20 protein-coding genes are annotated in these 21,290 nt (G+C 68.1%); 15 read left to right on the top strand and 5 right to left on the bottom strand.

Annotated elements, in window-relative coordinates:
- Positions 1 to 118: 118 nt before the first annotated feature.
- On the bottom strand, positions 119 to 493 hold the full coding sequence (locus tag WJ16_RS09530) for an Mth938-like domain-containing protein (RefSeq protein ID WP_012328660.1): 375 nt from the start codon (positions 491 to 493) through the stop codon (positions 119 to 121).
- A gap of 315 nt (positions 494 to 808) precedes the next feature.
- On the opposite strand from WJ16_RS09530, the gene WJ16_RS09525 reads away from it, so the two are divergent.
- The 6 genes from WJ16_RS09525 to WJ16_RS09500 all read left to right on the top strand — a co-directional run bounded on the left by WJ16_RS09525 (position 809) and on the right by WJ16_RS09500 (position 7,128).
- The gene (locus tag WJ16_RS09525; RefSeq protein ID WP_069256855.1) at positions 809 to 2,047 is read left to right on the top strand and encodes a pyridoxal phosphate-dependent aminotransferase; all 1,239 of its coding nucleotides are present in this window, start codon (positions 809 to 811) and stop codon (positions 2,045 to 2,047) included.
- A gap of 52 nt (positions 2,048 to 2,099) precedes the next feature.
- Positions 2,100 to 3,428 (top strand): homoserine dehydrogenase, encoded by a 1,329-nt coding sequence (locus WJ16_RS09520; protein ID WP_069256854.1) that lies wholly within the window; start codon positions 2,100 to 2,102, stop codon positions 3,426 to 3,428.
- 12 nt (positions 3,429 to 3,440) lie between these two features.
- Entirely contained in the window at positions 3,441 to 4,892 is a 1,452-nt protein-coding gene (thrC, locus tag WJ16_RS09515; protein ID WP_069256853.1) for a threonine synthase, read from the top strand.
- 224 nt (positions 4,893 to 5,116) lie between these two features.
- The gene (locus WJ16_RS09510) at positions 5,117 to 6,364 is read left to right on the top strand and encodes a molybdopterin molybdotransferase MoeA (protein WP_069256852.1); all 1,248 of its coding nucleotides are present in this window, start codon (positions 5,117 to 5,119) and stop codon (positions 6,362 to 6,364) included.
- Between the two features lie 19 nt (positions 6,365 to 6,383).
- On the top strand, positions 6,384 to 6,641 hold the full coding sequence (moaD, locus tag WJ16_RS09505) for a molybdopterin converting factor subunit 1 (RefSeq protein WP_069256851.1): 258 nt from the start codon (positions 6,384 to 6,386) through the stop codon (positions 6,639 to 6,641).
- A 10-nt stretch (positions 6,642 to 6,651) separates the two neighbouring features.
- Positions 6,652 to 7,128: a molybdenum cofactor biosynthesis protein MoaE gene (locus tag WJ16_RS09500; RefSeq protein WP_069256850.1), complete on the top strand. Its 477-nt coding sequence runs from the start codon at positions 6,652 to 6,654 to the stop codon at positions 7,126 to 7,128.
- Positions 7,129 to 7,196: 68 nt separating this feature from the next.
- Here WJ16_RS09500 and WJ16_RS09495 read toward each other — a convergent pair whose 3' ends face one another.
- Positions 7,197 to 7,766 (bottom strand): group III truncated hemoglobin, encoded by a 570-nt coding sequence (locus WJ16_RS09495; RefSeq protein WP_069256849.1) that lies wholly within the window; start codon positions 7,764 to 7,766, stop codon positions 7,197 to 7,199.
- Positions 7,767 to 8,015: 249 nt separating this feature from the next.
- Here WJ16_RS09495 and WJ16_RS09490 point away from each other — a divergent pair, with 249 nt between their 5' ends.
- A complete protein-coding gene (locus WJ16_RS09490; RefSeq protein WP_069256848.1) occupies positions 8,016 to 8,531 on the top strand; it encodes an Rrf2 family transcriptional regulator in 516 nt (171 codons plus the stop codon).
- A gap of 156 nt (positions 8,532 to 8,687) precedes the next feature.
- Complete coding sequence (clpB, locus tag WJ16_RS09485; protein ID WP_069256847.1) at positions 8,688 to 11,285, top strand: ATP-dependent chaperone ClpB; 2,598 nt, start codon at positions 8,688 to 8,690, stop codon at positions 11,283 to 11,285.
- A gap of 112 nt (positions 11,286 to 11,397) precedes the next feature.
- Here clpB and WJ16_RS09480 read toward each other — a convergent pair whose 3' ends face one another.
- Both WJ16_RS09480 and WJ16_RS09475 read right to left on the bottom strand, forming a co-directional pair.
- A complete protein-coding gene (locus WJ16_RS09480) occupies positions 11,398 to 11,835 on the bottom strand; it encodes a YidB family protein (RefSeq protein ID WP_069256846.1) in 438 nt (145 codons plus the stop codon).
- Between the two features lie 89 nt (positions 11,836 to 11,924).
- Positions 11,925 to 12,518: a ComEA family DNA-binding protein gene (locus tag WJ16_RS09475; protein WP_069256845.1), complete on the bottom strand. Its 594-nt coding sequence runs from the start codon at positions 12,516 to 12,518 to the stop codon at positions 11,925 to 11,927.
- 286 nt (positions 12,519 to 12,804) lie between these two features.
- Between WJ16_RS09475 and WJ16_RS09470 the strand changes: the two genes are divergently transcribed.
- Positions 12,805 to 13,266, top strand: a complete 462-nt coding sequence (locus tag WJ16_RS09470; RefSeq protein ID WP_069256844.1) for a MerR family transcriptional regulator — start codon at positions 12,805 to 12,807, stop codon at positions 13,264 to 13,266.
- The gene (locus WJ16_RS09465; protein WP_069256843.1) at positions 13,250 to 13,684 is read left to right on the top strand and encodes a carboxymuconolactone decarboxylase family protein; all 435 of its coding nucleotides are present in this window, start codon (positions 13,250 to 13,252) and stop codon (positions 13,682 to 13,684) included. The genes WJ16_RS09470 and WJ16_RS09465 overlap by 17 nt, the downstream gene beginning before the upstream one ends.
- Before the next feature lie 19 nt (positions 13,685 to 13,703).
- On the opposite strand, the gene WJ16_RS09460 is transcribed toward WJ16_RS09465, so the two are convergent.
- The gene (locus WJ16_RS09460) at positions 13,704 to 15,620 is read right to left on the bottom strand and encodes a sigma-54-dependent Fis family transcriptional regulator (protein ID WP_069256842.1); all 1,917 of its coding nucleotides are present in this window, start codon (positions 15,618 to 15,620) and stop codon (positions 13,704 to 13,706) included.
- 534 nt (positions 15,621 to 16,154) lie between these two features.
- On the opposite strand from WJ16_RS09460, the gene WJ16_RS09455 reads away from it, so the two are divergent.
- The 5 genes from WJ16_RS09455 (at position 16,155) to WJ16_RS09435 (ending at position 21,289) form a co-directional block, all read left to right on the top strand.
- Positions 16,155 to 17,213: an ATP-NAD kinase family protein gene (locus tag WJ16_RS09455; protein WP_069256841.1), complete on the top strand. Its 1,059-nt coding sequence runs from the start codon at positions 16,155 to 16,157 to the stop codon at positions 17,211 to 17,213.
- Positions 17,214 to 17,272: 59 nt separating this feature from the next.
- Positions 17,273 to 18,049, top strand: a complete 777-nt coding sequence (locus WJ16_RS09450) for an SDR family NAD(P)-dependent oxidoreductase (RefSeq protein WP_069256840.1) — start codon at positions 17,273 to 17,275, stop codon at positions 18,047 to 18,049.
- Between the two features lie 77 nt (positions 18,050 to 18,126).
- Positions 18,127 to 19,110: a thiamine pyrophosphate-dependent dehydrogenase E1 component subunit alpha gene (locus WJ16_RS09445; protein ID WP_069256839.1), complete on the top strand. Its 984-nt coding sequence runs from the start codon at positions 18,127 to 18,129 to the stop codon at positions 19,108 to 19,110.
- Between the two features lie 54 nt (positions 19,111 to 19,164).
- The gene (locus WJ16_RS09440) at positions 19,165 to 20,169 is read left to right on the top strand and encodes an alpha-ketoacid dehydrogenase subunit beta (RefSeq protein WP_069256838.1); all 1,005 of its coding nucleotides are present in this window, start codon (positions 19,165 to 19,167) and stop codon (positions 20,167 to 20,169) included.
- A 4-nt stretch (positions 20,170 to 20,173) separates the two neighbouring features.
- Entirely contained in the window at positions 20,174 to 21,289 is a 1,116-nt protein-coding gene (locus tag WJ16_RS09435; protein WP_069256837.1) for an acetoin dehydrogenase dihydrolipoyllysine-residue acetyltransferase subunit, read from the top strand.
- The last annotated feature ends 1 nt before the right edge of the window (position 21,290 follow it).

The following is a 21,290-nucleotide window of genomic DNA, read 5'->3' as shown; positions in this document are numbered from 1 at the left end:
TCAGCCTGTTGGTTGATGTGACGGGCCGCCGGCGGGTTGCGCCGGCGGCGGGCGGCTTCGCCGGGCCGATCTAGGGGATCGATCCGCTGCGCCGGCCCGAGTTTTACCGCATCGGGGATTAACGTTCAATTAAGAGCGCGGCGGCGACTTTGCGGCCCTCGGCCATCAGGATGTTGTAGGTGCGGCAGGCCGCCTGGAAATCCATCGTCTCGACGCCGATCCGCTTCGCCGTGAGCGCGGCGACGAGCCGCGGGTGCGGGAAGCGCAGCCGCGCGCCGCTGCCGAAGATCACGAGTTCGGGCGTCGGGTCGAGCAGCATCGCGAAATGCTCGGGCGCGAGCGCGTCGAACGACGACACGGGCCATGCCTGGACCGGCGCGCCGGGCAGCACGATGACGCTCGTTTCATGGCGTTCGAGATTGACGTCGACATAATCGGGGCCGTAGCCGGTGACGGTGTTGAGCGCGCCGCTCGTGTCCTGGTGCAGTTTCAAGTCGGTATTCCGCGGTTCCGTAGGGGAATGTATCGCAGGCCACACGGGCCCGGATGGCCGGTTTCGCTCGCCCGGGGCACGCGGGACGCCTGACGGCGCGGGCCCGGCGCGGCCATGGTGCATTGCGAAAGTCGGCCAAAATCCGCTAAATTATAACTTTTTGGTCGCCCCCGGGCGCCACTTGCGTCGCGCGTCGCCACAAGCCGCGCCCGACCGCCCGCTTTTTCCCAGTCTAGACAGCGCGCACAGACCGGCCGCTTTCCAGTTTTGATCCCGTCCCCCCGGCCGCAAGGCCAAGCCAGGAACCGTGTCGTCGTGAAACCGATTCAGAAGTCGAACAAGCTGCTCAACGTCTGCTACGACATCCGTGGCCCGGTGCTCGAGCACGCCAAGCGCCTCGAGGAAGAAGGCCACCGCATCATCAAGCTGAACATCGGCAACCTCGCGCCGTTCGGTTTCGACGCGCCGGACGAGATCATCCAGGACATGATCCGCAACCTGCCGGCGTCGTCCGGCTACTCGGATTCGAAGGGCGTGTTCTCGGCGCGCAAGGCCGTGATGCATTACACGCAGGAAAAGGGCGTCGTGGGCGTCGGCCTCGACGACATCTACATCGGCAACGGCGCGTCCGAGCTGATCGTGATGGCGAGCCAGGCGCTGCTAAACGACGGCGACGAAGTGCTGCTGCCGGCGCCCGACTACCCGCTTTGGACGGCCGCGGTCAGCCTGTCGGGCGGCACGCCGGTGCATTACATCTGCGACGAGCAGAACGCATGGATGCCCGATCTCGACGACATCCGCCGCAAGATCACGCCGAACACGAAGGCGATCGTCGTGATCAACCCGAACAACCCGACGGGCGCGCTTTATTCGGACGAATTGCTGCTCGAACTGCTCGAGATCGCGCGCCAGCACGGGCTGATCGTGTTCGCCGACGAGGTGTACGACAAGATCGTCTACGACGGTCTCGAGCACACGGCGCTGGGTGCGCTGTCGGAGGACGTGATCACCGTCACGTTCAACAGCCTGTCGAAGAGCTATCGCTCGTGCGGCTACCGCGCGGGCTGGATGGCCGTGTCGGGCCTCGGCGGCGACAACCGCCGGCGCGCGAAGGACTATCTCGAGGGGCTCGGCATCCTGTCGTCGATGCGCCTGTGCGCGAATGTGCCCGGGCAGTTCGCGATCCAGACGGCGCTCGGCGGCTACCAGAGCATCAACGAGCTGATCGTGCCGAGCGGGCGCCTGTATAAGCAGCGCGAGCTCGCGTACGACATGCTCACGTCGATCCCCGGCGTGACCTGCGTGAAGCCGCAGGCCGCGCTGTACATGTTCCCGCGCCTCGATCCGAAAATCTATCCGATCCAGAACGACCAGCAGTTCATACTCGACCTGCTGCTCGAGGAGCGCGTGCTGCTCGTGCAGGGCACGGGTTTCAACTGGGCGAGCCCGGATCACTTCCGCGTGGTCTTCCTGCCGAACCTCGACGACCTGACCGATTCCATCAACCGGATCGCACGCTTCCTCGACGGCTACCGCAAGCGCCATTCGGCCTGAGCGGCAGGGCCACACGGCACTCACTACTTCTTACTCATCGATCACACGCAGCATGGAACCGATCAAAGTTGGCCTGTTGGGCTTCGGCACGGTGGGCAGCGGCACCTTCACGGTGCTGGGCCGCAACCAGGAAGAAATCAAGCGACGCGCGGGGCGCGGCATCGAGGTGACGCGCATTGCGGTGCGCAACCCGGCCAAGGCGCTGGCCGCGCTCGGCGGCAATGCCGGCACCGCGCAGATCACCGACGATTTCAACGCGGTCGTCGACGATCCGTCGATCGCGATCGTCGCCGAGATGATCGGCGGCACGGGCATCGCGCGCGACCTCGTGCTGCGCGCGATCGCGAACGGCAAGCACGTCGTGACGGCCAACAAGGCGCTGCTCGCGGTGCACGGCACCGAAATCTTCGAAGCGGCGCGCGCGAAGGGCGTGATGGTCGCGTTCGAGGCGGCCGTCGCCGGCGGCATCCCGATCATCAAGGCGCTGCGCGAAGGGCTCACCGCCAACCGCATCCAGTACATCGCGGGCATCATCAACGGCACGACCAACTACATCCTGTCGGAAATGCGCGACCGCGGGCTCGACTTCGCGACCGCGCTGAAGGCCGCGCAGGAGCTCGGCTACGCGGAAGCCGATCCGACCTTCGACATCGAGGGCGTCGACGCCGCGCACAAGGCGACGATCATGAGCGCGATCGCGTTCGGCGTGCCGGTGCAGTTCGACCGCGCGTACGTCGAGGGCATCAGCAAGCTCGACGCGACCGACATCCGCTACGCGGAAGAGCTCGGCTACCGGATCAAGCTGCTCGGCATCACGCGCCGCGCCGAAAACGGCATCGAGCTGCGCGTGCACCCGACGCTGATCCCGGAAAAGCGCCTGCTCGCGAACGTCGAAGGCGCGATGAACGCGGTCGTCGTGCGCGGCGACGCGGTCGGCACGACGCTGTACTACGGCAAGGGCGCGGGCGCGGAGCCGACCGCATCGGCCGTGGTCGCCGATCTCGTCGACGTCACGCGCCTGCACACGGCGGACCCGGAGCATCGCGTGCCGCATCTCGCGTTCCAGCCGGACAGCCTGTCGAACACGCCGATCCTGCCGATCGAGGAAGTGACGAGCGGCTACTACCTGCGCCTGCGCGTCGCCGATCAGACCGGCGTGCTCGCCGCGATCACGCGCATCCTCGCCGAGTCGGGCATCTCGATCGATGCGCTGCTGCAGAAGGAGTCGGAGCAGATCGACGGCGCGAACGGCGAGACCGACATCATCCTGATCACGCACGAGACGCTCGAGAAGAACGTCAACGCGGCGATCGCGCAGATCGAGAGCCTGGCGACGGTGGTCTCGAAGGTAACGAAGCTGCGCATGGAAGCGCTGAACTGAGCCGAGGACGACATGAACTACATTTCCACGCGCGGCGCCGGCATCGGCGAGCGCCACACGTTCTCCGACATCCTGCTCGGCGGTCTCGCGAAGGACGGCGGGCTCTACCTGCCGGCTGAGTATCCGAAGGTGTCCGCCGACGAGCTCGCGCGCTGGCGCACGCTGCCGTACGCGGATCTCGCGTTCGAGATCCTGTCGAAGTTCTGCGACGACGTGCCGGCCGACGACCTGCGCGCGATCACGCGCCGCACGTACACGGCCGCCGTGTACAGCAACACGCGCCATGGCGAAAACGCAGCCGACATCACGCCGCTGAAGACGCTCGGCACCGAGAACGGCGCGCCGATCTCGCTGCTCGAACTGTCGAACGGCCCGACGCTCGCGTTCAAGGACATGGCGATGCAGCTGCTCGGCAACCTGTTCGAGTACACGCTCGCGAAGCACGGGCAGACGCTGAACATTCTCGGCGCGACGTCCGGCGACACCGGCAGCGCGGCCGAATACGCGATGCGCGGCAAGGCCGGCGTGCGCGTGTTCATGCTGTCGCCGCACAAGAAGATGAGCGCGTTCCAGACGGCGCAGATGTTCAGCCTGCAGGACCCGAACATCTTCAACCTCGCGGTCGAAGGCGTGTTCGACGATTGCCAGGACATCGTGAAGGCGGTGTCGAACGATCACGCGTTCAAGGCGCAGCAGAAGATCGGCACGGTCAACTCGATCAACTGGGCGCGGGTCGTCGCGCAGGTCGTGTACTACTTCAAGGGCTATTTCGCGGCGACGAAGTCCAACGACGAACGCGTATCGTTCACGGTGCCGTCGGGCAACTTCGGCAACGTGTGCGCAGGGCACATCGCGCGGATGATGGGGCTGCCGATCGCGAAGCTCGTGGTCGCGACCAACGAGAACGACGTGCTCGACGAGTTCTTCCGCACCGGCGCGTATCGCGTGCGCAGCGCCGAGAACACCTATCACACGAGCAGCCCGAGCATGGACATCTCGAAGGCGTCGAACTTCGAGCGCTTCGTGTTCGACCTGCTCGGCCGCGATCCGGCGCGCGTGATGCAGCTGTTCCGCGACGTCGAGGAGAAGGGCGGCTTCGATCTCGCCGCGAGCGGCGATTTCGCGCGCGTGGCCGAGTTCGGTTTCGTGTCGGGCCGCAGCAGCCACACCGACCGCATCGCGACGATCCGCGACGTGTTCTCGCGTTACGACACGATGATCGATACGCACACGGCCGACGGCGTGAAGGTCGCGCGCGAGCATCTGGACGCGGGCGTGCCGATGGTCGTGCTCGAAACCGCGCAGCCGATCAAGTTCGGCGAGACGATTCGCGAAGCGCTCGATCGCGAAGCCGAGCGTCCGGCCGCGTTCGACGGGCTCGAGGCGCTGCCGCAGCGCTTCGAGGTCGTGAAGGCCGACGCGCAGCAGGTGAAGGACTTCATCGCCGCCCATACGGGCGCATGACGCTCGGCCGGGCCGCGGGCCCGGCTGCGCAGTACGGCCGGAATGCCGATTCGTCGAACGGATCGGGGTTCCGGCCGTTTCGTTTGGCGCTGCCGCGCGGCAAAACCAGTGCCAGACTCGCGCATTCGCGCGCATCACAGTTTGCGCATGTCCGCCATGTCGCGCGCCCGCGCGATGGCGTCGCTACAATGACGTATTGACTCCAACGATCCCCGATTCCATCGATGTCGAACCCGAACCCCGCGGCGCCGCGCGCGCCGATGCTGTCGACCGCCGAAGCGCTCGCCGCGCTGCTCGATGCCGCGAAGCCGTTGCCCGGCACCGAAACCGTCGCCACGCTCGATGCGCTCGGCCGCGTGCTGGCGGCCGATGTGAGCTCGCCGCTCGACGTGCCGCCGATGCATACGAGCGCGATGGACGGCTATGCGGTGCGCGTCGCCGACCTTTTGCACGGCGAGCGGCGTTTGCCGGTGTCGCAGCGCATTCCGGCCGGTCATCCGGCCGCGCCGCTCGCGGCCGGCACGGCCGCGCGGGTCTTCACCGGCGCGACGGTGCCGCCCGGCGCCGACGCGGTCGTGATGCAGGAGCAGACGGCGGCCGACGGCGATGCGGTCGAGATCCTGCATACGCCGAAGGCCGGTGAATGGATCACCGCGCAGGGCGCGGATATCCGGCAGGGCTCGGTGATCCTGCCGGCCGGCACGCGGCTCACGCCGCAGGCGCTCGGCCTCGCCGCGTCGGTCGGCTGCGCGCAATTGCCGGTCGCGCGGCGGATTCGCGTCGCGGTGTTCTTCACCGGCGACGAACTGACGATGCCCGGCGAGCCGCTGAAGCCCGGCGCGATCTACAACTCGAACCGTTTCACGCTGCGCGGGCTGCTGGAGCGGCTCGGCTGCCACGTCACCGACTACGGCATCGTGCCCGATTCGCTCGCCGCGACGCGCGACACGCTGCGCGCGGCCGCGCGCGATCACGACGTGATCCTGACGAGCGGCGGCGTATCGGTCGGCGACGAGGATCACGTGAAGCCGGCCGTCGAGGCCGAAGGGCGGCTCGCACTGTGGCAGATCGCGATGAAGCCCGGCAAGCCGCTCGCGTACGGTGCGGTGCGCCGCGGCGACGATCGCGCCGATGCCCACTTCATCGGGCTGCCGGGCAACCCGGTATCGAGTTTCGTCACGTTCCTGCTGTTCGTGCGGCCGTTCCTGCTGCGCCTTTCCGGCGTGCGCGACGTCGCGCCGCGCGCGCTGTCGCTGCGTGCCGACTTCTCGCAAGGCAAGGGCGACCGGCGCAACGAATTCCTGCGCGCGCGCGTGAACGCGGCTGGCGGCCTCGACCTGTTCCCGAACCAGAGCTCGGCGGTACTGACGTCGACCGTCTGGGGTGACGGCCTGATCGACAATCCGCCGCAGCACGCGATCAGCGCGGGCGAGACCGTGCGTTTCATTCCGTTTTCCGAACTGCTGTCGTAATCCGACGGCTTCCCGAACCATGAAGATTCAGCTGAAATTTTTTGCAAGCGTGCGCGAGGCACTGGGCGTCGCCGACGAGCAGGCCGACGTGCCGGACAGCGTGACGACCGTGGGCGACGTGCGCGCCTGGCTGCGTACGCGCGGGGGGGCATGGGCCGAGACGCTTGCCGACGGGCGCGCGTTGCGCATGGCGTGCAACCACGAGATGACCGATCCCGGCACGCGGCTCACCGACGGTTGCGAGGTCGCGTTCTTTCCGCCGGTGACGGGCGGTTGAGGCACGGGCGATGGCAACGATACGAGTCCAGACCGACGATTTCGACCTGAACGCCGAGGTCGCGGCATTGCGCGCGCGCAACCCGAAGATCGGCGCGATCGCGTGCTTCGTCGGGACTGTGCGCGACCTGAACGAAGGCGATTCGGTGGCCGCGATGGAGCTCGAGCACTATCCGGGGATGACCGAGAAGGCGCTCGAGAAGATCGCCGCCGAGGCTGCCCGGCGCTGGCCGGGCATCGACGTCGCGATCGTGCATCGCGTCGGCCGGCTCCTGCCGCTCGACCAGATCGTGATGGTCGCGACGGTCGCGTCGCATCGCGGCGATGCGTTCGCGTCGTGCGAGTTCGTGATGGACTACCTGAAGACCGACGCGCCGTTCTGGAAGAAGGAAACCACGCCCGATGGCGAGCGCTGGGTCGATGCACGCAGCACCGACGATGCCGCGCTCGCGCGCTGGGGAATCGAATCGGGCAACGCACCGCGCTGAGCGGGGCGCTGCCGGGTGATGCGACGTGGTGTCGCACGCGCGCAGGCGTCGCGTGCGATGGCGCCGCGTTACGCGTCCGGATCGGTGCCGCGGCCGATGATCTTCGTCGGAAACGGCTCGCCGCGCCGTCGCGACGCGGGTGACGGCAACGCGTGCGAATCGTCGCCCGTATCGCGACGGCGCGGCGCGATCGCATCGAGCAGCGCCTGCTGCTCGGGCGGAATCCGATAATCCCAGCCGAACCGGCTCAACTGCAGGCTCTGCGCGATCCGCAGCGCGGGTTCCATGAAGCGGATCGCCGCCGGCGGCGCGTAGCGCGTCTCGACCGTCTTCAGGAACAGCGACAGCCAGCGGCTGAAATGCGCCGGCTCGATCCCGTCGAGCGGCTGGTGCGCCTGCTGCACGTTGCCGCGATAGCCCTTGGTGCCGAGCACGAGGCTCGACCAGAACGTGACCATCTTCGGCAGGTGGTCGTCCCAGCGGCCGGCCAGCTTCGCGTCGAACACGGGCCCGAGCAGCGGATCGGCGCGCACGCGGTCGTAGAACGCGCAGACGAGATCGCGGATGTTCTCTTCGGTCGGCTCGGCGTCGCGAGGGCGGGCCGGTGCGGGTTCGGGCGAGGCAGGCAGGACGGTCATGGCAAAAGGGCCGGCAGGGGGGCAACGACGGGGCGGCGGCGCTGGCATCGGTCAGGACGCCGGCCGGATTTTGACGCAAAATAACGTCCAATAACCGCTGAAAAACGTGCAGATGTCACGCATCTTATTGCGTGCGCGCCATTCCGGCAATCCGGGGCCGCGGGACAGGGGCGCCGACCGGCTCCGTGCGCATCCCGATCGGTCCGGCTTACGTATCCGGTACACGATCGATTTTTTCCGTATTCGCCCATGAGACTCACCGACTACACCGACTATTCGCTGCGCGTGATGCTGTACCTTGCCGTGCGCGGCGAGGGACTCGCGACGATCCAGGAGATCTCGGACGCCTACGGCATCTCGAAGAACCATCTGATGAAAGTCGTCCAGCAGCTCGGCGAACTCGGGTGGGTCGACACCGTGCGCGGCCGCAATGGCGGGCTGCGGCTGTTCCCCGAATCGCTGCGACTGACCGTCGGCGAGGTCGTGCGCGCGACCGAGAGCGATTTCGCGCTGGTCGGCTGCTTCTCGGCCGACGGCGAGGCGCGCGGCTGCGTGATCGAGCCGCAGTGCCGCCTCAAGGGCGTCCTGGCCGCTGCGCGCGACGCATTCTTCGCCGCACTCGACGGTCACACGATCGGCGAACTGGTCGAACCCGCTGCGCCGCTCGCGGCGTTGCTCGGCATCCATCCGCTCGTGCGCGTACCGGCCGCAGCGTCGCCTGAAGAGGCTGCCGTGCCCGCCGAGTCGCCGTCGAAGGCCGGCTGACACGCGCGCGCCGCACGCCGCGATCCGGCCAGGGCCGGTTCCCGGGCCGCGTCGAGCCGGTCCATCGATTTTGCGCTGAATCAACCCGAATTTCGCTTGAAAGCCGCATAACCATCCTCATCTTGGTGGTAATCGAAAATTGGAGGTCTCGACTAAATGAGAATCGACAAGCTCACCACCAAGTTCCAGGAAGCACTCGCGGACGCCCAAAGCCTCGCGGCAGGCCGCGACAATCAATACATCGAACCCGTTCACGTCCTCGCGGCGCTGGTCGCGCAACAGGACGGTTCCGCCCGCTCGCTGATGTCGCGCGCAGGCGTGCACGTGCAGGCGCTGCAAGGCGCGCTGAACGAAGCGATCTCGCGCCTGCCGCAAGTGACGGGCACGGGCGGCGACATCCAGATCGGCCGTGAACTGGCCGGGCTGCTGAACCAGGCCGACAAGGAAGCGCAGAAGCTCAACGACACGTTCATCGCGAGCGAGATGTTCCTGCTCGCCGTATCCGACGACAAGGGTGAAGCCGGCAAGCTCGCGCGTCAGCACGGCCTCACGCGCAAGGCGCTGGAAGCCGCGATCGCCGCGGTGCGCGGCGGCTCGCAGGTGCACAGCCAGGATGCGGAAAGCCAGCGCGAGGCGCTGAAGAAATACACGGTCGACCTGACCGAACGCGCCCGTGCGGGCAAGCTCGATCCGGTGATCGGCCGCGACGACGAAATCCGCCGCTCGATCCAGATCCTGCAGCGCCGCACCAAGAACAACCCGGTGCTGATCGGCGAGCCGGGCGTCGGCAAGACGGCGATCGTCGAAGGGCTCGCGCAGCGCATCGTCAACGGCGAAGTGCCTGAAACGCTGAAGGGCAAGCGCGTGCTGTCGCTCGACATGGCCGCGCTGCTCGCGGGCGCGAAGTACCGCGGCGAATTCGAGGAGCGCCTGAAGGCGGTGCTCAACGACATCGCGAAGGACGAAGGCCAGACGATCGTCTTCATCGACGAAATCCACACGATGGTCGGCGCGGGCAAGGCCGAAGGCGCGATGGATGCGGGCAACATGCTGAAGCCGGCGCTGTCGCGCGGCGAGCTGCACTGCATCGGCGCGACCACGCTCGACGAATACCGCAAGTACATCGAGAAGGACGCCGCGCTCGAGCGCCGCTTCCAGAAGGTGCTCGTCGACGAGCCGAGCGTCGAGGCGACGATCGCGATCCTGCGCGGGCTGCAGGAGAAGTACGAACTGCACCACGGCGTCGACATCACCGACCCGGCGATCGTCGCCGCGGCCGAGCTGTCGCATCGCTACATCACCGACCGCTTCCTGCCGGACAAGGCGATCGACCTGATCGACGAGGCCGCGTCGAAGATCAAGATGGAAATCGATTCGAAGCCCGAAGAGATGGACAAGCTCGATCGTCGCCTGATCCAGTTGAAGATCGAGCGCGAAGCGGTGAAGAAGGAGCAGGACGAAGCGTCGCAGAAGCGCCTGCAACTGATCGAGGAAGAGATCGAACGGCTCGGTCGCGAGTATTCGGATCTCGAAGAAATCTGGACGGCCGAGAAGGCGGCGGTGCAGGGCAGCGCGCAACTGAAGGAAGAGATCGAGAAGGTGCGCGCCGACATCGCGCGGCTGCAGCGTGAAGGCAAGCTGGAGAAGGTCGCCGAGCTGCAGTACGGCAAGCTGCCGCAGCTCGAGGCGCAGCTGAAGCAGGTCACGCAGGCCGAAGAGCAGGAGCAGCACAACCCGACGCGCCCGCGCCTGCTGCGCACGCAGGTCGGGGCGGAGGAAATCGCGGAAGTCGTGTCGCGTTCCACCGGGATCCCGGTGTCGCGGATGATGCAGGGCGAACGCGAGAAGCTGCTGCACATCGAGGAAAAGCTGCATGAGCGCGTGGTCGGCCAGGATGAGGCGATCAGCGCGGTGGCCGACGCGATCCGCCGGTCGCGCGCGGGGCTCGCCGATCCGAACCGTCCGTACGGCTCGTTCCTGTTCCTCGGCCCGACCGGGGTCGGCAAGACCGAGCTGTGCAAGGCGCTGGCGTCGTTCCTGTTCGATTCGGAAGAGCACCTGATCCGCATCGACATGAGCGAGTTCATGGAGAAGCACAGCGTCGCGCGGCTGATCGGCGCGCCGCCGGGCTACGTCGGCTACGAGGAAGGCGGCTACCTGACGGAAGCCGTGCGTCGCAAGCCGTACAGCGTGATCCTGCTCGACGAGATCGAGAAGGCGCATCCGGACGTGTTCAACGTGCTGCTGCAGGTGCTCGACGACGGCCGCATGACGGACGGGCAGGGGCGCACGGTCGACTTCAAGAACACGGTGATCGTGATGACGTCGAACCTCGGCTCGCAGGTGATCCAGGCGATGACGGGTGCGCCGCAGGAAGAGATCAAGGACGCCGTGTGGCTCGAGGTGAAGCAGCATTTCCGCCCCGAGTTCCTGAACCGGATCGACGACGTCGTCGTGTTCCATGCGCTCGACCGCAGCAACATCGAGTCGATCGCGAAGATCCAGCTCGCGCGCCTGCACGATCGGCTCGCGAAGCTCGACATGGCGCTCGACGTGTCCGACGCGGCGCTCGAACAGATCGGGAAGGTCGGCTACGACCCGCTGTTCGGTGCGCGTCCGCTGAAGCGCGCGATCCAGCAGGAGATCGAGAACCCGGTCGCGAAGCTCATCCTCGCGGGCCGCTTCGGTCCGAAGGACGTGATTCCGGTCGACGTCCACGACGGCAAGTTCGTGTTCGACCGCGTCGTTCACTGATCGCCGGCTTCCGGCCATCGCCCCGCAGCCCCGCTTCGCGCCGGGCGTGCAAAAACAAACACCCCGCCTCGGCGGGGTGTTTGCTTATGGCGCGTCGCAACGACGCGGTGCGTCAGCCCTGCTTGTTGCCGCCGAACATGCCGGCGATCTGCGACAGCGAGCCGAGCACGTTCGACGGGTCGACCTGCGCCTGCCCGTCGGCCGGGACCGCGCCGTCCGGCGTCGCGTGGTTGACGACGTGCGGCAGCACCTGTGCGAGCACGGTCGAGGCCATCGCCGGATCGACGCCGAACTTGCTCGCGAGCGCGCCGATCGCGTCCGAGCCGAGCACGTTCTGCAGCGTGTCCGGCGAGATCGGCTGGTTCTGGCCGGTGCCGACCCACGAGCCGATGATGTCGCCGGCGCCGCCGGCCTTGAACTTCTCGATCAGGCCGTTCAGGCCGCCCGGCTGGTTGTTGATGAATTCGAGCGCGGTCGTGATCAGCGCGCTTTGCGAGTTGCCGCCGGCCTGGCCGCCGAGCAGACCGCCAACGATGTCGAGGAGACCCATGGTTCTTCACCTTTACCGATAAGGGCGTCACGCAGCGGACGCCCGTTTGAACGAATGCCGCGCGCACGCCGTCGCGCGCGCGGCGCACATCAGGCGCCCGACGCCGTGGCGGCGGAGGCGGCCTTGTCCTTCTTGCTCTTCTTCTTCGAACCCTTCGTCGCCTTCGTCGACGACGCCGCGGCCGGTGCGCTCGCACCCGCATCGGCGGACGCCGCCGCGGCCGCGGCCGCTTTTTCCTTCTTCGTCATGCGCTTGGCCTTGGCCGGCTTCGCCGCCGCATCCGGCGCGCTTGCCGCCGGCACAGTGGCCGTCGTGCCGGCCGTCGCGGTCGTGGACGTCGACGCCGTACCGGCCGACGTGGTGGCCGACGTCGTCGCGGCCGGCTTCGACAGCTTCACGCCCTTCGGCGGCGTCGCCGAGCCGCCGATCGTCAGACCGTTTTCCTCGAGATGCCCGACCGACTTCGTGCCGAGGCCCTTCACGCGATTCGCGAGATCGTCCGCGTCCTTGAACGGGCCGTTCTTGGTGCGTTCGTCGATGATCGCCTTCGACTTCACGGGCCCGAGACCCTTCACGGATTCGAGCGCGGCCTGGTCGGCCGTGTTGACTTCGACGGCCGCGGCAAGACCGGCGGCGAGCGACAGCGATAGCGCGACGAACAACATCAGCAGCTTTTTCAGCATGGCAAAGGCTCCCTGGTTCTGACGGATGAATGGTTGTTGCAACGGACGGCGGGGCGAGATCTGGCCGGGCGTCGCCGTTAAGCATAGGACAAATGCGTGCCCTTTTTAAGACAAGCTGACCGAATCTTGCTGAAGGCTTGCGGCGCTGTAAAGACCGAAACCCGCGCCGGCACGTGATTTTGACCATTCTTTACGGTGTCGCCGGGCAGTCGCCGACGAATGTCGCACTGGCCGTTCGATAGCGCTTGACTTAGAGTGAACTCTAACTCCTAACCTTGTTCCTGCCATGTCGAAAACCGTATCCCAACCTTCCTCCGCCGGCCCGCTGACGATCGGTCAGGTCGCCGAAACGACCGGCTTGTCGACGCATACGCTGCGGTACTACGAGCAGGCCGGCCTGCTGCGTGCGATTTCGCGCACGGCGGCCGGACACCGGCTCTATGCGCCGGCCGACCTCGACTGGCTGGCCTTCGTGATGCGCCTGAAGGCGACCGGCATGCCGATCGCGCAGATGCAGGCGTTCGCGGCACTGCGCGCGCAGGGCGAGCCGACCTTCGGCGCGCGTCGCGATCTGCTAGTCGCGCATCGCGACGCGGTGCGCGCGCATATCGCGGAGCTGCAGGCGAGCCTCGACGCGATCAGCGACAAGATCGCGTACTACGAGGCACAGGAACGGGATACGGCGCGACGGGCCCACCCCTCTCACGCTTTATCGGAACAGGACGGACATCATGGAACGACTCGTTGAAGATCGCTACACGCGCGGCTGGAACAAACTGAAGGAAATCGACGGTGAGGTGGGCGAGCGGGTGATTGCGGCGCTGGCGCCGATCGCGCCGGATTTCGGGCGGCTCCTGGTCGAATTCAGCTTCGGCGACATCTACAGCCGGCCGCAGCTCGACCTGAGAGCGCGCGAAATCGCGACGATCGCGGCGCTGGCCGCGCTCGGCAACGCGCAGCCGCAGTTGAAGGTGCATATCGAGGCCGCGCTGAACGTCGGCTGCACGCGCGACGAGATCGTCGAGATCTTCATGCAGATGGCCGTGTACGCGGGGATGCCGGCCGCGCTCAACGCGCTGTTCGCCGCGCACGAGGTGTTCACGCGGCGCGACGAAGCGGCCGGCCACGCGGCGCACGCAGGCGAAACGGCCGGGCAGCCCGGATGACGACGCACGCGCGTGCGCGTCACGCGCGGTGCGGCGCAACGATCCGGTGCTTCGCGATGCGCCGGTACAGCGTCGCGCGCGAGATGCCGAGCGCCTGCGCGGCCGCGTCGGGCCGCCAGCGGTGCGCGGTGAGCGCCGCGACGATGCGGCCGCGTTCGTCGTCGGGCAGCGCGCCGGGCGCGACGCCGCCGAGCTGCGCGGCGATATCGGCCGGCAGGTCGTGCCGCGTCACGCGCGCGGCGTCGCACACCGCGCACGCATAGCGCAGCACGTTGCGCAACTGCCGCACGTTGCCGGGCCACGCATACGCGGCGAGCTGTTCGGCGAGCGTCGCATCGAGCGTCAGCACGTGGCCGGTGGCCTGCGCTTCCTCGGCGAAGACGGCGGCAATCACGTCGCGCACGTCGGCGCGTTCGCGCAGCGGCGGCAGCTCGAACGTCGCGCCGCTCAGCCGGTAGTACAGATCCTCGCGGAACGCGCCGTCGGCCACCATGCGCGCGAGATCGCGGTGCGTCGCACAGATCACGTCGAGATCGACGCGCACGGGCGTATCGCTGCCGAGCGGCACGACTTCGCCGTCGGCGAGCACGCGCAACAGGCGCGTCTGCAGCGCGAGCGGCATGTCGCCGATTTCGTCGAGGAACAGCGTGCCGCCGTCGGCGAGCGCGATCTTGCCGCGCGCGCCGTGCTTGCGTGCGCCGGTAAACGCGCCGGCCGCATAGCCGAACAGTTCGCTTTCGATCAGCGCTTCCGGCAGCGCGCCGCAGTTGACCGCGACGAACGGCCTCGCGCGCCGCGCACCGGCGTCGTGAATCGCACGCGCGAACACTTCCTTGCCCGCACCGGTTTCGCCGAGCACGAGAATCGGCAGCCGCTTGCTCGCGACCCGCAGCGCGAGTTCGGCCTGCTGCGCGATGCGCGCGTCGCTGCTGTGCAGGAACGGCGTCAGCGCGCCGACGTGACGTTGCGCGGTGCCCGGGCGGCGCGACGCGGTGCCGGGCTCGCGGCCCGTGCGCCGTAGCGGCGCACGCAGCCGCGCGTAGAGCGGCGCACCGGTCGCGCGCAAGCGCAGCGCGACGATCGCGTCGAGCCGCGCGGCATCGCGCAGCGGCATCTCGGTCGCGTCGAAGATCTCGTCGATATGGCGCGGTTCGCGCAGTGCCGGCAGCGCATCGCGCGCCTGCCGGTTCGCGGCGACGATGTTGCCGCATTCGTCGAACGCGATCAGCCACTCGGGTTGCGCTTCGACGTAGTGACGGTTCGGATGCCCGAACAAGATCCAGTGCTGCGCGGTGCTGTGCACGAAGTAGCCGTCCTCGATCAGCGCCGCGCTCTGCCGCACGAGCTGATAGACGAGCCGCTGGCTGTCGCGGCCGTCGGGCGAATGAACGGCCGACGCGTCGAGCACGCCGATCAACTCGCCGCCCGGCGAGAAGATCGGCGCCGCGCTGCAGGTGAGCGTCGTGAACGCCGCGCGAAAGTGATCGGTCTTGTGCACGGTGATCGGCGCGAGATCGGTCAGCACGTTCGCGACGCCGCACGTGCCTTCCTCGCTTTCCGACCAGCACGAGCCGATGTGCAGCCCCGCATGGCGGAAGTCGTTGCGGCGCTCGCGGTCGATCCGGTAGTCGATCGTCACCCCATGGGCGTCGGTCAGCATCACGCAGTAGTCGGCCACGCGGATCATGTCGTGCAGCCGCGTCAGGCACTGGCCCGACGCGCGCAGGAACGCCTCTTCCTTGTCGCGCACTTCGCGCAGCTCGGCCGCGGTCAGCACGCGCGGGCCGATCGACGAAGCGGGGTCGAGACGGTAGCGCTCCAGCGATCGTTGCCACGACGACACGAGACGCGTGGATTCGGCCGGCGCGGGCAGGCGTCCGGCGAGCGCGCCGAGCACACGGTCGGCGTGCTGGGCCTGGGGGACGGCGTAGGGCATGGTCGGCTCCGGTTCCGTACGGCGGGGAATGCGATGTTCTTGTAGCACATCCCGTTCGACGGATCACATTGCATCGCAGCACGCGGCGCGCATGAGACGTTCGTCTCACCGGTATCGCGGGCGTCTCGTGTCGTTGAGACGCGTGCATGGGCGACAGGCGGCGCGCGACCGGCACGGCGCCGCACGCGCCGCGCCGCGCTGCCGCGGGCTTTGCGCGCGCAACGGCGCACGCGCGCCGGTGGCGCGACGGCCGTTTCGTCGCCTCGACGATGTGAGACGCGCGGGCCGTACGGCTGCGCGCTTCGTCCCCCCCGGCCGCGATCCGGGCGCGCCGGCAGACGCGCCCCGTCAGCATTCACGAGGGTTTCACGGTCATCGCATGCACGGTGGCACGCCGCTTGCAGAGAGGGAGGGCAGGTCGGCGCGGTCGCGTCGACGACGACGATCCGCGGCCCGGCGATGGCAGCGGACGAGACAGGCAGGGCCGCGGCGCACGCATGCGCGGCGGCTGGCCCACTGGATGGAGACGAACCCGTGACGATGCCCGTTACCGTCGGCGTGATCGCGAACCCCGCATCGGGGCGCGACATTCGCCGCCTCACGACGCATGCCTCCGTGTTTCCGACGGCAGAGAAGGCGAACATGATCGTGCGCCTGCTGGCCGGCCTCGGCGCGATGGGCGTCGAACGCGTGCTGACGCTGCGCGACCGGACCGGCATCGCGACGCTGCTGCTGCGCGCGCTCGACACGCATCGTGCGGTCGCGCCGCATGAGCGCTGGCCGCAGGTCGAATTCGTCGACCTGCCGATCACCGATACCGTGGCCGACACGCAGGCCGGCGCTGCCTACCTGCACCGGATGGAAGTCGCGCTGATCGTCGTGCTCGGCGGCGACGGCACCCATCGCGCGGTGGCCGCGCACTGCGGCGCGACGCCGCTCGTCGCACTGTCCACCGGCACCAACAACGCGTTTCCCGAGCATCGCGAAGCCACCGTCGCCGGTGTCGCGGCAGGACTCGCCGCGACCGGCGCGGTGCCGGCGGACGTCGCGTTCACGCGCAACAAGCGGCTCGTCGTGCGCTGCGTGGCGGGTACGCAGCCGGGGCGCGAGGAAATCGCGCTCGTCGACGTGTGCGCCGCGCGGCAGCGCTTCATCGGTGCGCGCGCGATCTCGGGGTCCGACGATATCGAGTCGCTTTACCTGACGTTCGCGGAACCGGACGGGATCGGCCTGTCCGCGCTCGGCGGCGCGTGGGCGCCGCTCGAACGCAGTGCGCCGCACGGGCTCGCGATGCGTTTCGCCGGTGAAGGCAAGACGGCCGGCACGCCGCTCGTCGCGCCGATTGCGCCGGGCCGCGTCGATCGCGTCGTGATGCGCAGTTGCGAGCGGCTCGAGCCGGACGCGTGGCAGACGATCCCGTTCGAGCGCGGCACGCTCGCGTTCGACGGCGAACGCGAGATCGAGGTCGCGCGCGGCGATCGCTACGAGATCTCGCTCGACTGGCGCGGGCCGTTGACGGTCGACGTCGGCCGCACGCTGCGCTACGCATCGTCGCGGCAACTGCTGCGCGATGCCGGCGCGTGGCACGCGTGAGCGACGGCGTTCCCGCAAGAAATTTCGATATCCATAACGATCATCAAGGAGACATCGCAATGACAGTTTCACTCGAAGGACAGGTCGCCATCGTCACGGGCGGCGCGCGCGGCATCGGCCGCGGCATTGCACTGACGCTCGCCGGCGCGGGCGCCGACATCCTGCTGGCCGACCTGCTCGACGACGCGCTCGACGCCACCGCGCGCGAGGTGCGCGCACTCGGCCGCCGGGCGGCGGTCGCGAAGGTCGACGTCACGCAGGCCGCACAGGTCGACGCGATGGTCGCGCAGGCGCTCGCCGAACTCGGTCGGCTCGACATTCTCGTGAATTGCGCGGGCGTGATCAGCATTCATCCGGTCGGCGAGCTGAGCGAGCGCGACTGGGATGTCGTGATGGACGTGAACGCGAAGGGCACGTTCCTCGGCTGCCGCGCGGCGCTCGCGCCGCTGAAGGCGCAGGGCCGCGGCCGGATCATCAACGTCGCGTCGATCGCCGGCAAGGAAGGCTTTCCGAATCTCGCGCATTACAGCGCGTCGAAATTCGCGGTCGTCGGTTTCACGAACGCGCTCGCGAAGGAGGTCGCGCGCGACGGCGTGACCGTCAACGCGATCTGCCCGGGCATCGTGCGTACCGACATGTGGGACCGGCTGTCCGACGCGTGGAAGGCCGACGGCGAATCGGTCGAGGCGTCGTGGCAGCGGCACCAGCTGACGCTGATACCGCAGGGGCGCGCGCAGACGCCGGAAGACATGGGCCGGCTCGCGCTGTTCTTCGCGACGATGGACAACGTGACGGGCCAGGCCGTGAACGTCGACGGCGGCTTCACGTTCCACTGACGGCCATAGGCCGTGCAATCCGCCGCCACGGCCCGGCCGCGGCGGCATTCGCAGTCAGACCTACTCAGGAGACACACATGACAGCTTCGACACAGCTCGGCAGGGACAAGCTGCTGGACGCCTACCGGATGATGCGCACGATCCGCGAATTCGAGGAACGCCTGCACGTCGAATTCGCGACCGGCGAGATCCCCGGCTTCGTTCACCTGTACGCGGGCGAGGAGGCGTCGGCGGTCGGCACGATGCTGCACCTCGGCCTCGACGACTACGTCGCGACCACGCATCGCGGCCATGGCCATTGCATCGCGAAGGGCGTCGACGTGCACGGGATGATGGCCGAGATCTACGGCAAGAAGACGGGCGTCTGCCACGGCAAGGGCGGCTCGATGCACATTGCCGACCTGTCGATGGGGATGCTCGGCGCGAACGGGATCGTCGGTGCGGGCGGCCCGCTCGTGTGCGGCGCGGCGCTCGCGGCGAAGCACCGGAAGACGGGCGGCGTCGGCGTGTGCTTCTTCGGCGACGGCGCATCGAACCAGGGCGTGATCTTCGAATCGATGAACCTCGCGTCGGTGTGGCGGCTGCCCGCGATCTTCGTTGCCGAAAACAACGGCTACGCGGAAGCGACGTCGTCGAGCTGGTCGGTCGCGACCGACAACATCGCCGATCGCGCGAACGGCTTCGGGATGCCGGGCGTGATCGTCGACGGCTTCGACTTCTTCGCGGTGCACGAAGCGCTCGGCGAGGCCGTCGAGCGCGCGCGCAACGGCGGCGGCCCGACGCTCGTCGAGGTGAAGTTCACGCGCTACTTCGGCCACTTCGAAGGCGATGCGCAAACCTACCGCGCGCCCGGCGAGGTGCAGAAGCTGCGCGACGAGAAGGACTGCCTGAAGCATTTCGAAACGCGCGTCGTGCGCGCCGAAGTGCTGACGACCGACGATCTTCGCGCGGTCGATGCGCAGGTGAGTGCGCTGATCGACGACGCGGTCGCGCAGGCCAAGGCCGCGCCGGTACCCGATGCCGCCGACCTGCTGACCGACGTCTACGTGTCGTACCCGTGATCGCGGCCTGACACCGAGGCAGGCACGGCGAACCGAACAATTCAGGAGGCAGACATGGCAAGGAAAATCACTTATTCGCAGGCGATCAACGAGGCGCTCGCACAGGAAATGACGCGCGACGACAGCGTGATCGTGATGGGCGAGGACAACGCGGGCGGCGCGGGCGCGCCGGGCGAGGACGACGCGTGGGGCGGCGTGCTCGGCGTGACGAAGGGGCTGTTCCACAAGTTTCCGGGCCGCGTGCTCGATACGCCGTTGTCGGAGGGCGGCTACATCGGCGCGGCGGTCGGCGCGGCCGCGTGCGGAATGCGGCCCGTCGCGGAGCTGATGTTCATCGATTTCATGGGCGTGTGCTTCGACCAGATCTTCAACCAGGCCGCGAAGTTCCGCTACATGTTCGGCGGCAAGGCCGTGACGCCGGTCGTGATTCGCGCGATGTACGGCGCGGGCTTGCGCGCGGCCGCGCAGCACTCGCAGATGCTGACGTCGCTGTTCACGCACATTCCGGGGCTGAAGGTCGTGTGCCCGTCGACGCCGTACGACGCGAAGGGGCTGCTGATCCAGGCGATCCGCGACAACGATCCCGTGATCTTCCTCGAACACAAGCTGCTCTATACCCGCGAAGGCGAGGTACCGGAGGAGTCCTATGCGATTCCGTTCGGTGAAGCGAACGTGATGCGCGACGGCGACGACGCGACGATCGTCACGTACGGCCGCATGGTGCACCTCGCGATGGACGCGGCCGCGAAGCTCGCGAAGGACGGCATCCAGGTCGACGTGATCGACCTGCGCACGACGTCGCCGCTCGACGAGGAAACGATCCTTGAAAGCGCGGAGCGCACCGGGCGCGTGGTGGTCGTCGACGAAGCGAACCCGCGCTGCTCGATCGCGACCGACATCGCCGCGCTCGTCGCGCAGCGCGCGTTCAATTCGCTGAAGGCGCCGATCGAACTCGTGACCGCGCCGCATACGCCCGCGCCGTTCGCGAGCGTGCTGGAAGACCTGTATATCCCGTCCGCCGATGCGATTGCGCAGGCGGTCCTGAAGACGAGGAGCTGACACGATGTCGATTCACATGATCACGATGCCCAAGTGGGGGCTGTCGATGGAGCAGGGGCAGGTCAACGGCTGGCTGAAGGCGATCGGCGAGCGCGTGACGAAGGGCGACGAAGTGCTCGACGTCGAGACCGACAAGATCTCGTCGGGCGTCGAATGCGCGTTCGACGGCACGCTGCGGCGGCAGGTCGCGCAGGAAGGCGAGACGCTGCCGGTCGGCGCGCTGCTCGGCGTCGTTGCGGCCGCCGACGCGAGCGATGCCGACATCGATGCGGCGATCGCCGATTTTCAGCGCGACTTCGTGCCGAGCGCGGCGTCCGACGAAGCCGCGGGTCCGCAGCCCGAGAAGGCGCAGATCGGCGGCCGGACGGTGCGCTTCCTGAAGCTCGGCGAAGGCGCCGGTACGCCCGCGGTGCTGATCCACGGCTTCGGCGGCGATCTGAACAACTGGCTGTTCAATCACGCGGATCTCGCCGCGCACCGGCCGGTGTGGGCACTCGACCTGCCCGGGCACGGCGAATCGGGCAAGGCGCTCGACACGGGTAGCCTCGACGAACTGGCCGATGCGGTGCTCGCGCTGCTCGATGCGCAGCAGATCGACCGTGCGCACCTGATCGGCCATTCGATGGGCGGCGCGGTCGCGATGGCGGCGGCCGAGCGGGCGCCGCAGCGTGTCGCGTCGCTGACGCTGATCGCGAGCGCGGGGCTCGGCACCGAGATCAACCGTGCGTACATCGACGGCTTCGTCGCCGGCAACAGCCGCAACACGCTGAAGCCGCACCTCGGCGCGCTGTTCGCGGACAACGCGCTGGTCACGCGGCAGCTCGTCGAAGATCTGGTCAAGTACAAGCGGCTCGAAGGCGTGCAGGCCGCGCTGGCGAAGATCGCGGAGGCCGCGTTCGACGGCGCCGCCCAGCGGCGCGTGTTCCGCGACCGGCTCGCGTCGCTTGCGCCGCGTACGCTCGTGATCTGGGGCGAGCGCGACCAGGTGATCCCGGCGCACCACGCGCAGGGGTTGCCGGACGACGTGCGGGCCGAGGTGCTCGCCGGCAGCGGGCACATGGTGCAGATGGAGGCCGCCGCCGACGTGAACCGCCTGATCGCCGCGTTTCTCGGAGACTGAC

This window comes from Burkholderia metallica, from assembly GCF_001718555.1.
Taxonomy (GTDB): Bacteria; Pseudomonadota; Gammaproteobacteria; order Burkholderiales; family Burkholderiaceae; genus Burkholderia; species Burkholderia metallica.
This window is presented reverse-complemented; position numbering and strand designations above follow the sequence as displayed.

Excerpts from the sequence above, each read along its gene's own strand:
- WJ16_RS09520 (WP_069256854.1), top strand. The coding sequence starts at position 2,100 with ATGGAACCGATCAAAGTTGGCCTGTTGGGCTTCGGCACGGTGGGCAGC.
- thrC (WP_069256853.1), top strand. The coding sequence starts at position 3,441 with ATGAACTACATTTCCACGCGCGGCGCCGGCATCGGCGAGCGCCACACG.
- WJ16_RS09510 (WP_069256852.1), top strand. The coding sequence starts at position 5,117 with ATGTCGAACCCGAACCCCGCGGCGCCGCGCGCGCCGATGCTGTCGACC.
- moaD (WP_069256851.1), top strand. The coding sequence starts at position 6,384 with ATGAAGATTCAGCTGAAATTTTTTGCAAGCGTGCGCGAGGCACTGGGC.
- WJ16_RS09500 (WP_069256850.1), top strand. The coding sequence starts at position 6,652 with ATGGCAACGATACGAGTCCAGACCGACGATTTCGACCTGAACGCCGAG.
- WJ16_RS09495 (WP_069256849.1), bottom strand. The coding sequence starts at position 7,766 with ATGACCGTCCTGCCTGCCTCGCCCGAACCCGCACCGGCCCGCCCTCGC.
- WJ16_RS09490 (WP_069256848.1), top strand. The coding sequence starts at position 8,016 with ATGAGACTCACCGACTACACCGACTATTCGCTGCGCGTGATGCTGTAC.
- clpB (WP_069256847.1), top strand. The coding sequence starts at position 8,688 with ATGAGAATCGACAAGCTCACCACCAAGTTCCAGGAAGCACTCGCGGAC.
- WJ16_RS09480 (WP_069256846.1), bottom strand. The coding sequence starts at position 11,835 with ATGGGTCTCCTCGACATCGTTGGCGGTCTGCTCGGCGGCCAGGCCGGC.
- WJ16_RS09475 (WP_069256845.1), bottom strand. The coding sequence starts at position 12,518 with ATGCTGAAAAAGCTGCTGATGTTGTTCGTCGCGCTATCGCTGTCGCTC.
- WJ16_RS09470 (WP_069256844.1), top strand. The coding sequence starts at position 12,805 with ATGTCGAAAACCGTATCCCAACCTTCCTCCGCCGGCCCGCTGACGATC.
- WJ16_RS09465 (WP_069256843.1), top strand. The coding sequence starts at position 13,250 with ATGGAACGACTCGTTGAAGATCGCTACACGCGCGGCTGGAACAAACTG.
- WJ16_RS09460 (WP_069256842.1), bottom strand. The coding sequence starts at position 15,620 with ATGCCCTACGCCGTCCCCCAGGCCCAGCACGCCGACCGTGTGCTCGGC.
- WJ16_RS09450 (WP_069256840.1), top strand. The coding sequence starts at position 17,273 with ATGACAGTTTCACTCGAAGGACAGGTCGCCATCGTCACGGGCGGCGCG.
- WJ16_RS09445 (WP_069256839.1), top strand. The coding sequence starts at position 18,127 with ATGACAGCTTCGACACAGCTCGGCAGGGACAAGCTGCTGGACGCCTAC.
- WJ16_RS09440 (WP_069256838.1), top strand. The coding sequence starts at position 19,165 with ATGGCAAGGAAAATCACTTATTCGCAGGCGATCAACGAGGCGCTCGCA.
- WJ16_RS09435 (WP_069256837.1), top strand. The coding sequence starts at position 20,174 with ATGTCGATTCACATGATCACGATGCCCAAGTGGGGGCTGTCGATGGAG.